Origin of the sequence: Borrelia sp. A-FGy1 (genome assembly GCF_014084025.1) — a bacterium.
Taxonomy (GTDB): domain Bacteria; phylum Spirochaetota; class Spirochaetia; order Borreliales; family Borreliaceae; genus Borrelia.
Map to the genome: position 1 here is coordinate 23752 of NZ_CP043682.1, position 14300 is coordinate 38051.

A 14300-nucleotide genomic window follows, 5' to 3' on the forward strand; every position below is an offset into this window, starting at 1 on the left:
AAAATTAATTTGAAAGCCTTTTTATAGTCTCTTTGAATAAAAATTGTTCCTGATCTTCTTCTATTAACATCAAAAATTCATCAGTGGACATAATTTCTCTCATCTTAATCACAACAAGCTTTCTATCAAATCCCATGTTAACAATTGACTGTTCAAGATCTTTAAATTTAAATATATCTGAATTCAAATCATTAGACTTAACAAGTTTTCCTCTAAGTTTCAAAAATATCTTACCTGCTGTTTTATTTCCAATTCCTTTAACTTTAGAAATAAGTCTGACATCTTCCCTTTCAATTGCATCTCTAAATTCACTATATTTAATACCTGACAATATCCTTAAAGCTGCTCTTGGACCTATTCCATCAACACTAATAAGTTCCTCAAAAATTTCTCTTTCCTGTATATTTAAAAAACCAAAAAGTTTAATTTCGTTTTCTCTTAAATGAAGATAAATTAATACTTTAACATCCTCTAATAAATTTAGTTCTTTCATGAAAAAAGAACTAACTAAAATCTCAAATTCAAAAGGGAATGCTTCAATAATAATACTGGACTCTCTTTTCTCGATAATTTTACCATAAATCTTGTTTATCATAGAATTAAATTATAATACATCAAAAACTTAAATTTATATTATTTTATATTAACTAATTAATATAAAATAATATAAAGAGATCACCTTATAAAAAATAAATTTACTATTAGATGCCCTATTTATAAATAATCTTTTAAATTTCTAATTAAATTCAGAAAAAATCATTTAGACTTCCATGCATGTTTGGTAACAATAGAAAAGACATTTCCCTTTTATTAAAGCTCCAAAAAATATTTAAATCTGATATTTGTTAAATATCTTCTATGATGTCACCAAGCAAATATAAAAACAAATTATTTATTGCGGAATACAAGTCATGAAATAATAAAATTACTTTGAGAACAGAATAATATAACACTAGTTATCAATCTAAATATAAAACTGTAACAAATTATAATACCCTCTTAAAATGTCTTTTAATTCTACTGACTCTAAAATAGAAATACCTTTCGATACTGTCACTTACTGGACAGCTTAATTTTATTCTAAAATAACTTTAGAGATAAAATTTAAAAGTATATATTACGACTAGTTATAATTTCCATGGCAAAATGCAAGTGCAAGTGCATCGCTACTATGATCACTATTAAAATTAAAATCTGTTTTTATTCCAAGTAAAATACGCATCATATATCTTACTTGAATTTTTTTAAGCCTGCCAAACCCAGAAATTGCGTTTTTAACTTGTATTGGAGTGTAAGCATAAAAGTCTATATTTTTCAAAGCAAGCGTTAAAATAATAGCTCCTCTAGCCTCAGCTATAGCTACTGCTGTTTTCTTATTTTTAGAAAAATAAATATCTTCAACACTTGCAACATCAGGATTAAACTCATCAATAATAAAAACAATTTCTTCAGAAATCAATTTTATTCTATCTTTTAAAGACATACAAGATCTAGTTATGATTGTACCATCTTGAATATATATATATCTACTTCCTCTCTTATCTAAAATTCCCCACCCAACATTAGCAAGACCAGGATCAATTCCTATTATTCTCATTTAAGTCCCAAAATTAAGCCATAAATCAATCAAAAACATCAGAATCTTCCAAGTTATGTATAACTTCCTGTACATCATCAAAATCTTCCAATTTTTCAACAATAGTAAATACTTTATCAACCTGATCTTTATTTAAAGAAATTTTATTTTCAGGAATAAGTACAATCTCTGCCATTTCTTCTTCAAACTTAGTTTTTAAAATAGACAAAATTATTTCAAAATTTTCAGCACTTGTTATCACCTCTACCTCAGATTCTTCACTCAAAATATCTTCTGCTCCCGCCTCTAATGCAAGCTCAATTATTTCACCTTCAGAATATTTATTTAAACTATAAGAAATTAAACCTTTCCTATGAAACATATAAGATACAGAACCAGGAGCTCCAAGAGAGCCGCCTCCCTTTGTAAGTACATTTCTTATATCACTTGCTGTTCTATTTTTATTATCAGTCAAACACATAATCATTAAAGCTACTCCATAAGGAGCATAAGCTTCATAAATAAGTTCAAAATACTCATTGCCTGTATTATCTCCAATACCTTTTTTAATTGCTTTTTCAATATTATCTTTAGGCATATTAGATACTCTTGCCTTATTAACAGCAACCCTTAATCTAGGATTAGAATCAATATCACTCCCGCCCATCTTGGCAGAAATGCTTATTTCCCTAATCAATTTAGTAAAAGTTTTATTCCTTTTAGTATCAAGAATAGCTTTTTTTCTCTTTATAGTTGACCATTTACTATGTCCAGACATCTAAACCTCCACCAATTTTTCCAATTTTTCCAATACTTCAAGCTTATCATGACTAATCAAATATGCTTTAATTGTATTAAACATTAACATAAGTACTGTAACAGGACCAATTCCACCTCTTACAGGAGTAATAAACTTAACATGCTCTTTTATTGACTCAAAGTCTGCATCTCCAGTTAAAATACTAATACCTTCAATTTTTACCTCAGAAATACCAATATCAATAACATAAGGATTGCCAGAAATCATATTTAGATTAATTAACTTAGGCTTTCCTACAGCAGAAATAATAATATCTGCTTGCCTAACATAAACATCCAAATAAGTACTCTTACTATGACATGTAATCACAGTCGAATTATAAGGTTTGCAAGAAAGTAAGATAGAAATAGGCCTTCCAACAAGGGCACTTCTCCCAATTACAACAACAGTTTTACCAGAAGTTTCTATTTTCTCATCAAATAAAACTTTAAGTACAGCAAGAGCTGTACAAGGAATAAATCCTTTTTTATCACCCAAAACTAATTTGCCCAAATTAATAGCAGAAAGTCCATCAACATCCTTTGTATGCACTATTTTATTTAAAACCATATTTACATTTATTTCATTCAAAAGAGGTAGTTGAACAATAATTCCATCTGTATCTTCATTTAAATTCTCAGTTTCAATCAACTTCAAAATATTATCTTGTTCTGTTTTATTGCCCAACTTAATAACACAAAAATTAATACCAATTTCTTTTGATACTTTTTCTTTAATAGCAACATAAAGCCTACATGAGGGATTATCATTTGCCAAAATAACTTTTAAAGAAATCTTATTTACCAAATCATATTCTTCTAAAAACTTTTTCAATAACAAATAATATTTCCTCGCAAAATGTTTACCATCAAAAATATTGGTCAAATCAAACCTCCACGTAACTTAGTCAAATATCACACATTATACTTATATTGTAAATATACATAAAAATCAATTTGAAAAAATGAATTGTAATAAAACCTTTTTTTAAATATAATAACTTTAACTAACGAGTTTTTGAAAAATGGAGAACAATGAAAAAGAACTTTTTAACTGGAGGCTTAATCTCAATATTATTACTAGCTACAAGTATACCAAAAATTGAGGCATATTCAATTGATAGAAATGGAAATTCTGTTATTGGGGTAGATTTAAGTTTAGGTATACCTCTTTTTTATAATAATTTATCAAAAATTTTTTATTCCAATTTGTATCCTGGAGGAATAGGAGCGCTTAAATATCAATATCATATATTAAATAACTTATCTATGGGAATTGAACTTAGATATTTGTTCAATTTTGACATTAATCATTCATTTAATTTACTAAATCCAGATTCTGGCATAGGAAAAACACTCAGTATAGTACCTATTACGTTCTTAATAAACTACATATTTGATATTGGTGAGCTTTTTCAAATACCTATATTTTCAAATATAGGATTTTCTCTTAACTCTTACGGCGATAAAAGTAATAATATCTCAAATCTAAGAACTTTTGATGCAATGCCTATAATTTCAATTGGTTCTGGATTACTTTGGAATTTCAACTATAAATGGGCTTTTGGGTTTACAACTGCATGGTGGACAATGTTTGAGTTTGGTAATTCAGCTAAAACAGGACACTTTTTATTAATTTCTCTATTTGTAACAGTAAATGTAAATAAATTGTAGGTTTAATATGAATAATAATAGAAATTTTAAAGAATTCACACTAATTATGCTAATAATACTAGCTAGCTCATGCTCAAGTGAATCTATTTTTTCTCAACTCAGTAAGTTACAAAAAATAAATAGTGATAATAATATTCTAGACAGTTCAAGTCCAAGCGGCATATCAGTTGTTAATGATACTTTATATATTGCAGCTATGCACTTATTTAAAAAAGAAAATGGAGTTGTTAAAAAAATAAATTTTAGTAATTCTTATGAATTTGTAATTGATCTTGTTAACATTTCAGGTAAAACATATCTATTAGCACAAAGCAAAGATAAAAAACTAGAACTCTATACTCTTGAACAAGACAACTGGAAACTTACTTTTCAAAAAAATTTAAATGCCATTAAATTCTTAAAGTCTATAGATAAAAATGGAGTCAAATCAGCTTATATTTTAGCTTCAGAAGTAAATGGAAGTCAAGTTATTCTAGACATTAATGGAGTTAATAAAACCCCTTCAAATACAAACAAAGATGATAAATTTTATCAAATCTCAAATAGAAATCAATTAATAACAGGAAAATTCTCAAAAATTTGGAAACTAGACGGCAGTTCTATAAATGTTAATTCAAAAAATGAAATAATGCCTATTATAGATACAAATATACGTGGCTTTGCTGAAACTCTAGTAATGACTGGGGGAGGTTATGCTACATCAGATAACAAATTTAGAATATATTCAAGTATAAATAATTATGAAAATCCAATATTTAACCGAGAAGATATAGGTAGTTTTATTGCATATTTTGCAATAGAAGTAAATGGAATAATCCTTATTGGCAGTAATAGTGGATTTGTAGAACTTATCAAAGACAAAAATACATTTATTCTACAATCACCTTCTTATTCTGCATCAGAAGGATCTTATCATGCATCACAATTAAGCAAAACAAGACTCAATAACATCATACCTATTGATGATAAAACCTATATACTAACACAAGGAAAAGGATTATGGAAAATTGAAAACCATAAATTAACTAAAGAATAAACGATGAAAATTCATTGCAAAATTTGAATATCTATTTCTACTAAACTCATAATTAAAATATTTTTTTACTTTAATAAGCCCTAAATTATTGTTCATATTAGATCTAAAGTATAAATAATTTATATTATCTGTATTAAAAATTTTTCCTTCATCATTGATAACTTTAATTTCTAAATTCAAAAGACACTTAGCAAATAGTATATCTCTTGTTATTACAATACTATCCTTATTGACTAATTCTAAAATGAAAGAATCTACATACCTTACAACTTTAAAAACAGTATTTCTAGTACTACTTAAATGTAAAGATTTATTTGAAACTAAAATAAGTTCTACCTTTCTATTAAGCACAAAATTTTGCAAAAATTTTATTATTTTTAAACTACAAGAATCAGCATCAACAAAAATCTTATCTAACAATTTTATAATCCAATATCTTTAAAACTAAAAAAGATTTTATTTTTTCTTTATTAACAGGCCCTACTGTCCTAGAATCATTCAAAATTTCCAAATTCTCATTTAAGAGAAAAAATTCATTCTTTTTTAAAGCAAAGCATTTAACTGGTTGATTAGATTTAAAAAAATCATTTAACCTATAATTATTTATGAACTTACCATTTAAATAAAAAGAATTATTACTTATCCTATTAACTAAGACATCAAAACCTTTAACATAAACTAAGTCTCCCCAAGTAGCAACTATTCTCGATATACTATATTTTTTTATATTAAAAATTTTATTCAAACAAAATAAATCTCTGAAAAAATCTAAAAAAATGTTGCCCTCTAAAGTTAAATCCTCATAAAGGACAATATTATCCTCTCTAAAAGGTACAAAAAAAGCTCTTAAATACCCTGAAATAAAAATTAAACTATGGTTTTCTTCTATTAAAGGTGACATTTCTTTACCTTGAAAAGTAAAAATTTGTATAAAAAACTTCGTAAACAAATAATTTATTATTAAAAATAGCAAAATAAAATTAAAAAATTTTTTTCTTCGTTTTTTTCTTAAAAGTCTTTGTTCAAAAGCTAAATAAGTAGCCATTTTTAAAGAAACCCCATCCTAGAAAAAGGAAAATGCAAGAAAAAAGTCCTACCAAGTATCTTATTTTTATTTATAACTCCAAAAAATCTACCATCATAAGAATTATCTCTATTATCTCCTATAGGCAATACATATCCATAAGGAACATATAATCCATAATCTTTCATTATTGCTTTTTCTATATAATAATCAACATATGGCATAAAAGCCACTAAATATCGATATTCTAATCTCTCAACTTCAAATCTATCAACAACCCTACCACTAAAGAATGAAAAATCTGGCATATTTTCTAAATTCAGATTCAATTGCTTTAATGCAATAAACATAGCAAGATTATCATAAATTTTATAATCCCCTTCTTCTATAAGTTTCTTAGAAAGAAAATTATATCCTAAAGAAGCTTTATACAAACCTTCTTCTAAAAAATTCTCTTCACCTTCTTTTTTGACAAATACTTTCCCATTTCTAAATCTTACAACTTTACCATCTGCAAACAAAGCTCTTTTTACAAAAAATCTAACACTAGGATTTCCATCTTCATCTCTATCAAGATCAATAAAAGATAAAGTTAGCATAAAAATTATTCTTTGCAAAATATCAAAAAAAGTACCCTTTGATTTATATCCTATATTTTCAAAAATAACAATATCTGTTTCTCCTGGTTCTCTAATCCCATTTATCTTGCCCATTCCAGGTAAAATTTCAGGTCCATAGGAAAATTTGTCCACAAATAAAAAGTCTCCTATCTTAAGAGTGTCTTCCATTGATCCTGTTGGGATTCTAAATCCTTGAAAAAAATACTGATTTACTGCCAAAACAAAAAGAACAGCGCCCAAAAACTCAAATAAAAAATTCACCAAAGAACCTCGTTTTTTAACTTTTAATTTATAAAAATACTTCTTTCTTTTTCTATGCGTTAAATACCTCTCAATAGATTCCACCAAAAAGTTAGCCAATTTATCTAATTTTCCTAAATACATAAATCCCACCCTTAATAATAAAATATACATAAAATAAAAATTTATTAATATACTTACACATATATAATAAGCTTAAAAACAAAATAATAGATAACATTGACCTTATCCTCATACTTACCTATAATTACACATGTAATGCAAAAAGATGATAAACTTGATATTAATGACGAAATTTTTAAAGTAAAATTAAAACCAATATTAGGAATAGTTCCAAAAATTTACTGTTTATTAATGCTACTTATCTTATTCTTAATCTTATTATTTATTTTTTTAATAAATCCCAAAATAAAAAATCCTGGATCCTATTTACACATAAAAACTAATATTAACAATGCACATGTTTATCTAGATGAAAAATACCTTGGAAGAACTCCATTAAATAAATACATAAACATCGCCAAAGGCACCTTAAGAATAAAAAGACTAGGATTTGATACTTATGAAGAACAAATTGAAATACAAAATAGATTTTTTACAAGTTACAACTTTAATGTTAAATTAGAGTTAGTAGATCCTGATAAAATCATAAATCAAAGGCAAAAAGAGCTATCTATCATGACAAAAATTAAAAATACTAACGACAATATACAAACAATTCCTATATTCTCACTAATTTTAAACGATTTTAAAAACAGTACAGAACACATAAAAAAATTTTTTAAAACTTCTATACCGTATTTAAATTCAAGTTCATTGTTTAAAGATTTCATGAAAGTATATAAAGAAATTTACTCAATAAAAAATAATAGTAATAAAGACATATGGGAATCTTTACAACAAAACTTTAATCTAGAAAAAAGATCAATTATTTGGTTTTTTCAAAATCTAGATAAAGAACAACAAAAACAAATATCTAATGAAGCATGGTTTAAAACACTAATAGAAGAATTAAAAAACGAAAAAAAAATATTAACATTTGAAAATAAAAATATAAATCTAGACTTTAAAGGTTTTAAAAAAATAAATTCAGAAATTATTGAAAGTACTGAAGATTATAAATTATCTTCTCATAACATTACGATTAAAACTGCATATAAATTAAAAGAATTTTTAATTCAAAATCAAAATATTACTAAAGCTGAATATCAAATATTCTTAAATGAAAATCCCAAATGGAAATTAAATAACAAAGATAATTTAATAAAAGAAGAACTTGTAGATGAAAGGTATCTTAAAAATTTTGTACAAATTGCTTCAAACGAAGACATTACTGACATATCTTACTATGCAGCTCTAGAGTATGCTAGATGGTATTCTTCAACACTACCAAAAGGATTTACAGCAAGGCTTCCTTTATCTCAAGAATGGGAATTGTACCAAAGAAAAGAACCAAAATCAATCAATCATTTAAATATTAACGAAATATCTCAAAAAGTCGGATTTTGGAATTTAATGCAAAACTCAAACTTTAATGATACATTATTATTTAAAGATAAAAATCAAAATAACATATATTGTACACATTTTAACTCATTAATAACCGAAGTTAGAACATATAAATATAAAGACAATTCAATACTTAAACCTTCAACAAAAGCTTCTTTTTTAAAAAATTGGAGTTCTCCAAATATTGGATTTAGGCTAATTATTGAAAAGGAGTAGATGTGACCTCACTTTTGCTTGAAAATAAAAAAGCAAGATTCAATTATTTCATTGAAAATAAAATAAACTGCGGTATTGTACTAAAAGGAACTGAAGTTAAGTCTATCAAATTAAAAAAGTTTTCATTTAATGATAGCTTTGCTATTATCAAAAAAGATGAAATATGGCTTGAAAAGCTACATATATCAAAATATAAAGAAGGCAATATCTTTAACCATAAAGAAATAAGAAGTAGAAAACTTCTTATCAAAAAAAAAGAAATACAAAAATTAAAAAAATTTAGAGAAAAAGAAGGATATACTCTAATTCCTATTTCAATTTTTCTAAAAAATTCATTAATAAAAGTAGAACTCGGAATATGTAAAGGTAAGAAATTATTTGATAAAAGAGAAACCTTAAAACAAAAAAGCATCAAAAAAGATTTAAGTCGAGAGATCAAACATTATAGATAATCAAAATTATAAAGAAATATTATAAAAAGAACAGCTATAAAAATAACCATTCTTTTCTAACAAATAAATTTAATTGTTTATAATTAAAAATTCTTTGCAAAATAAATTCCAAATCCAAGCATATTATTTTCATTCATAGTAACACCAAAATCAGGCTGAAATCCTCCTAAAGCATTTCCTAAATTTTGTCTAAGCCTTTTATTATAATTAGATGCATGTACAAAAGGAAGAACAATTTCAACAAGTCTTGTAATAGCCAAAGTAACTCCTCCCACTGCTATTAAAGAAACCGAAACCCAAGGTAAATCTTCTTTCTTAGCCTTAACCTCACTTATACCCCCAGCAGAATATACACCGTAAGCTAACAAACCAACACCAATAGCATCAAATCCTAAAAGAGATAATCCACCAATAATATCTCCTTGTGCAAAAGATCCTATTCCAAATCCCAAAACCAGATTTAAAATAAATGGAATTAAAGGGTCTTTCTTGGAAGATTCATAAATTAATAATTTATCTACCGAATTATCAATAATTTTCCTATCCTCAACCTGAGCAAAGCTAGTAAAAATAAAAAAAGAAAATAAGACCATAATCAAAATTTTTTTCATAAAATATCCTCCTTATTAATGCTTATAAAGTAGACGTTATTTAACGTCATAATAATAACAAAAAGATATAAAAAATTCTACTTAAACTTAACCTTTTTAAGATTACTGCTTGAAATTCTTTTACCTACAGAAACCCTAGACTTAATCATAAAATTACCAATATTGATAGTTTTAACAATTCCCTTAGTAGTGCAAAATTCTACAAAATCTGGGTTTAAAGCAAAATCTACAAATTCATCTTTATCATCCAAAAATTTGTAAATCTTATCCGTAATAAACTTATCTATCTTAAATCTCTTAACATAATAAAGGTTTTCAGATTTATTAAGATAAATTATAGAAAATATTTGATCTTTTGAACTATTTATATCATAAACTAAAGCACCTATATTATTTTTATCAATAAAAGTTTTATCCTCAATATTTTTTATAACATAAGACTTTTTCTTAAAGATTAATATCTTATCATAATAGCTAGCATTTCCAATAAATTCACCATCAATAAGGCTAGTTCCAACAAAACCAGATTTCAAATTTAAATAAACCTTCATATTTTTAGTAGCTATTTCCCTAACATTTTTTGATTGAATAAGAGATATTTTTGTTTTTCTCTTATAAGCTTTAGAATATTTTGCAAGAAGTTTATCTATAAAATTTATTGAATATCCCCTAATCGATCCAATATTAATCTCCACACTCTTTAATTCCTTATTAAGACTTATAATATCTTTATTATTTTTATCAATATCAAAAATACTTATTTTTCTAATAGGAATTCTAAGTAAATTTTCAATATCACTCAAAACAATATCTCTATAAAAATTGTCTTTATATTTTAAAATTTTATTCAAAATAATGTTTAAAACGTCAGATTCTTTAGAAATAGTTTCAAGGACTTTATAAATTCTCTTTTCAATAAATATTTGTTCTAAAGTTTTATAAAAAATTTTTTCAAGGATTTTATTTCTTTGTAATTCAAGCTCCATTTTTAATACTTTCTGCAAATGTTCTGCATGGAACTTGATTACCTCTGTAATAGTATAAATAACAGGATATCTATCACTTAGCAAAAGTAAGTTAACCGAAATAGAGACCTGACAATTTGTATAATGATATAACTTTTCAATAACTTCACTAGCATACACTCCCCTTGGAAGGGTTAATTCAATTTCTACATTCTCCGTAGTAAAATCGTTAATGCTTGTTACCTTAATATAATTTTTACGAATAGCTTTTTCAATAGAAGCTATTATACTCTCCGTAGTCTCCCCAAATGGCAACTCTTTTATTAATATAGTCTTATTATCATCTGTAGCCTCAATCTTAGCACGCACTAAAACTTTACCATTCCCATCTGCGTATTCATTAACATCAACTATTCCACCTGTAGGAAAATCAGGATAAAGTTCATAAGGTTCACCGAGTAATTCACTTTTAACAGCATTCAAAATCTCATTAAAATTATGAGGCAAAATTTTTGCAGCCATACCAACAGCAATTCCTTCACTTCCTTGAATGAGTACTACAGGAATTTTTGCAGGGAAAATCAAAGGTTCGTCATTACGACCATCATAAGAAGGCTCATAAGATGTTATTTCCTTACTATAAAGTACATCAAATGCTAAAGGAGTTAACCGACATTCAATATAGCGTGACGCAGAAGCAGGATCACCAGTAAAAAGATTACCAAAATTTCCTTGCTTCTCAATAAACAAATCTTTATTTGCCATATTCACAAGTGCTTCATAAATCGAAGTATCTCCATGAGGATGATATTTCATTGTATTTCCGACAACATTTGCAACCTTATGAAAATTGCTATCATGCATTTCAAAGAGAGAATGTATAATCCTCCTCTGTACGGGCTTAAATCCATCAATAACACTAGCAATTGCACGGTCCTTAATGACATAAGATGAATATTGTAAAAAATTATCTCTAAGTAATACCCTAACGTCCATTAAATTAAATTCTCCATAATAAAGTTACGTCTCTCAGAAGTATTTTGGCCCATATAAAATCCCAAATTTTCTTTTATATCTTTAATATTAAAAAGATCAACCTTTGTAAGTTTAATATTAGAAATGTCAATAAAATTCCTAAACTCATTCGGAGAAATTTCTCCAAGCCCTTTAAATCTTGTTACTTCAGGATCACTTATTTCAAGAATAGCTTTTTGTTTATCTTCTTCAGAATAACAATAAACAGTATTTTTTTTATTCCTTACTCTAAAAAGCGGAGTTTCTAATATATACATATGTCCATTTAAAACCAAATCTTCAAAATAAGTTAAAAAAAATGCCAAAAGTAAATTTCTAATATGGAAACCATCAAAATCAGCATCTGTAGCAATAACCACCTTATTGTATCTTAAATTTTCAATCGATTCTTCAATCCCAAGAGCTACCATCATATTGTAAAGTTCCTCATTTTTATATATCTCAGACTTACTTTTCTCAAACATATTTTGAGGTTTGCCCCTAAGAGAAAATATAGCTTGTGTATACACATCTCTACAAGACACCATTGAACCTGTTGCAGAATCTCCTTCTGTTAAGAAGATCATAGTAGATTCGGATTGAATACTCTTTTCATTAAAGTGGAATTTACAATCTTTAAGCTTAGGAATTTTAAAAGATATTTTTTTAGCTCTTTCTTTTGCTTCTTTTCGCACGCTACTCAATTCTTTCCTAAGGCGCTCATTATCAACTACTTTACTTTCAATTACCTTTGCTAAAGTTTTATCTTTATAAAGAATTTCTGAAATTATTTTTTGCACTTCTTTAGCAACATTGCTCCTAGTTTCAATGTTTCCAAGCTTATTTTTAGTCTGACTTTCAAATATTGGGTCTTTTATCTTAACAGAAAGAGTAGCTACAAGTCCTTCTCTAATATCAGTAGATGAATATGTTTTCTTAAGAAAATCATTAATAGCTCTAGCAAAACCCTCTCTAAATCCTGTCTGATGCGTTCCTCCATCACTAGTATACTGTCCATTGACAAACGAAAAATAAGTCTCTCCGTAATTACTTGTATGAGAAAAAGCAAATTCTAAAGTCTTGCTAGAATAATAAACAAAATCATAAAGTAAATCTTCATTTTTAATTTCAGAATTTATAAAATCTAATAGCCCTTTCTTAGACTCAAAAATTTGATCATTATAATTGATTTTTAAACCTTTATTTAAACAAGCATAATGAAAAAATCTCCTCTTTAAAAAATCTTCGCTATATTTATAATTACCAAAAATCTCTGTATCAGCCAAAAATTCAATATAAGTGCCACTTATTTCATCAGAATTCCCCTCTGAAGTCTTCATCAAATTTCCCTTAGAAAAAAGAGCTTCAAAAAATTTGCCATCTCTTATTGACCTCACAAAAAATCTTGAACTTAAAGCATTGACAGCTTTAGTTCCAACTCCATTAAGACCCACAGAAAATTGAAATACATCATCATTATACTTAGCACCAGTATTAATAACAGAAACACTATCTACAACTTTTCCAAGAGGAATGCCTCGTCCATAATCTCTGACTCCAATAATATTATTTTCTTTCCTTATAAATATTTCCTTCCCATATCCCATAATAAATTCATCAATGGAATTATCAACTATTTCCTTTATCAAAACATAAATACCATCATCAATATTAGAACCGTCACCAAGTCTCCCTATATACATACCAGACCGCAATCTAATATGCTCAAGGGAAGATAAAGTAATAATTTTACTTTCATCATAATTATTTGTCTTCATTTAAATCCCTATCAACACTATATTGCATTTTCATTTTTTCTAATTTTTTAACTATTTTATCTCTAACAATAACATGAAGATTTTCTCTCTCATCATTTTTTAAAACAGAAACATCTATTAAAGAATGCACATGAACATATACAGACAAACCTGAATTAAATATAAAATTTTTAATAAAGACTTTATGTGTATTAAGAAGAGATACAGGTATAATTGAAGAATTTGTCCTTAAAGCTAAATTCATAGCTCCCCTCTTAAATTTTCCCACCTCACCACCTTTTCTGCTTCTAGTTCCTTCGGGAAAAATTCCAATAAATCTTCCTTCTTTAATAACTTCCATGGCCCTCTTTTGAGCATTAGCAGAAGATTTTATGCTACTCCTATTTACAGGAATGGCTCCTATTGAAATTAATATCAAATTAAGAAAAGGAATATTAAAAAGCGATCTCTTGGCAACTATTATAAAGGGTTGAATAAATACATAAATTAAAAATATTGGATCCATTGCACCAACATGATTTCCCATAATCACTACACCATCTTTACTAGATAAACAAACATCATCATCTTTAGTAACAACAACCTTAATATTAGCAAGCCATAAGCTAACATTAATACCAAACCTCATCAATATAAAACTAAATTTTATAAAAAAATTTTCAAATTTAAAAATTTTAAAAATTAAATATACTGGAAATAAAAAGGTAAAAATCAAAAATAAGGAAATAATATTAACATAAGCAACAATATTTCTTAATATTCTCAT

The 14300-nt window shown here is 26.4% G+C and carries 15 protein-coding genes; 4 read left to right on the forward strand and 11 right to left on the reverse strand.

The window, feature by feature from the left end:
* Positions 1 to 4: 4 nt before the first annotated feature.
* The 4 genes from ruvA to F0310_RS00125 all read right to left on the reverse strand — a co-directional run bounded on the left by ruvA (position 5) and on the right by F0310_RS00125 (position 3260).
* Positions 5 to 595: a Holliday junction branch migration protein RuvA gene (gene ruvA / locus F0310_RS00110; RefSeq protein ID WP_182116946.1), complete on the reverse strand. Its 591-nt coding sequence runs from the start codon at positions 593 to 595 to the stop codon at positions 5 to 7.
* Between the two features lie 528 nt (positions 596 to 1123).
* On the reverse strand, positions 1124 to 1597 hold the full coding sequence (gene ruvC / locus F0310_RS00115; RefSeq protein ID WP_182116947.1) for a crossover junction endodeoxyribonuclease RuvC: 474 nt from the start codon (positions 1595 to 1597) through the stop codon (positions 1124 to 1126).
* A 25-nt stretch (positions 1598 to 1622) separates the two neighbouring features.
* Positions 1623 to 2354 (reverse strand): YebC/PmpR family DNA-binding transcriptional regulator, encoded by a 732-nt coding sequence (locus F0310_RS00120; RefSeq protein WP_182116948.1) that lies wholly within the window; start codon positions 2352 to 2354, stop codon positions 1623 to 1625.
* Positions 2355 to 3260, reverse strand: coding sequence for a bifunctional 5,10-methylenetetrahydrofolate dehydrogenase/5,10-methenyltetrahydrofolate cyclohydrolase (locus F0310_RS00125; protein WP_182116949.1), 906 nt, complete (start codon positions 3258 to 3260; stop codon positions 2355 to 2357).
* Positions 3261 to 3409: 149 nt separating this feature from the next.
* Here F0310_RS00125 and F0310_RS00130 point away from each other — a divergent pair, with 149 nt between their 5' ends.
* Both F0310_RS00130 and F0310_RS00135 read left to right on the forward strand, forming a co-directional pair.
* Positions 3410 to 4048, forward strand: coding sequence for a BB0027 family outer member beta-barrel protein (locus F0310_RS00130; RefSeq protein ID WP_182116950.1), 639 nt, complete (start codon positions 3410 to 3412; stop codon positions 4046 to 4048).
* A gap of 7 nt (positions 4049 to 4055) precedes the next feature.
* Positions 4056 to 5084, forward strand: coding sequence for a hypothetical protein (locus F0310_RS00135; protein ID WP_182116951.1), 1029 nt, complete (start codon positions 4056 to 4058; stop codon positions 5082 to 5084).
* On the opposite strand, the gene F0310_RS00140 is transcribed toward F0310_RS00135, so the two are convergent.
* Genes F0310_RS00140 through lepB (F0310_RS00150) form a run of 3 tightly spaced genes read right to left on the reverse strand, consistent with a single transcriptional unit; the run spans position 5070 to position 7112 of the window.
* Positions 5070 to 5504 carry a DUF188 domain-containing protein gene (locus F0310_RS00140; RefSeq protein ID WP_182116952.1) on the reverse strand — a complete coding sequence of 145 codons (435 nt, stop codon included), beginning with the start codon at positions 5502 to 5504 and terminating at the stop codon, positions 5070 to 5072. The genes F0310_RS00135 and F0310_RS00140 overlap by 15 nt on opposite strands.
* Positions 5494 to 6129, reverse strand: a complete 636-nt coding sequence (lepB, locus tag F0310_RS00145) for a signal peptidase I (protein WP_182116953.1) — start codon at positions 6127 to 6129, stop codon at positions 5494 to 5496. The genes F0310_RS00140 and lepB (F0310_RS00145) overlap by 11 nt, the downstream gene beginning before the upstream one ends.
* Positions 6130 to 6131: 2 nt before the next feature.
* Positions 6132 to 7112 carry a signal peptidase I gene (gene lepB, locus F0310_RS00150; protein ID WP_182116954.1) on the reverse strand — a complete coding sequence of 327 codons (981 nt, stop codon included), beginning with the start codon at positions 7110 to 7112 and terminating at the stop codon, positions 6132 to 6134.
* 135 nt (positions 7113 to 7247) lie between these two features.
* Between lepB (F0310_RS00150) and F0310_RS00155 the strand changes: the two genes are divergently transcribed.
* Positions 7248 to 8714: an SUMF1/EgtB/PvdO family nonheme iron enzyme gene (locus F0310_RS00155; protein ID WP_182116955.1), complete on the forward strand. Its 1467-nt coding sequence runs from the start codon at positions 7248 to 7250 to the stop codon at positions 8712 to 8714.
* 2 nt (positions 8715 to 8716) lie between these two features.
* Positions 8717 to 9166, forward strand: a complete 450-nt coding sequence (smpB, locus tag F0310_RS00160; RefSeq protein ID WP_182116956.1) for an SsrA-binding protein SmpB — start codon at positions 8717 to 8719, stop codon at positions 9164 to 9166.
* 83 nt (positions 9167 to 9249) lie between these two features.
* On the opposite strand, the gene F0310_RS00165 is transcribed toward smpB, so the two are convergent.
* From F0310_RS00165 to F0310_RS00180, 4 genes are all read right to left on the reverse strand, one after another.
* Entirely contained in the window at positions 9250 to 9777 is a 528-nt protein-coding gene (locus tag F0310_RS00165) for a P13 family porin (protein ID WP_182116957.1), read from the reverse strand.
* A 77-nt stretch (positions 9778 to 9854) separates the two neighbouring features.
* Positions 9855 to 11738, reverse strand: coding sequence for a DNA topoisomerase IV subunit A (locus F0310_RS00170; protein ID WP_182116958.1), 1884 nt, complete (start codon positions 11736 to 11738; stop codon positions 9855 to 9857).
* The gene (locus F0310_RS00175; protein ID WP_182116959.1) at positions 11738 to 13534 is read right to left on the reverse strand and encodes a DNA topoisomerase IV subunit B; all 1797 of its coding nucleotides are present in this window, start codon (positions 13532 to 13534) and stop codon (positions 11738 to 11740) included. Before F0310_RS00175 ends, F0310_RS00170 begins: the two co-directional genes overlap by 1 nt.
* Entirely contained in the window at positions 13521 to 14300 is a 780-nt protein-coding gene (locus F0310_RS00180; protein ID WP_182116960.1) for a lysophospholipid acyltransferase family protein, read from the reverse strand. The genes F0310_RS00175 and F0310_RS00180 overlap by 14 nt, the downstream gene beginning before the upstream one ends.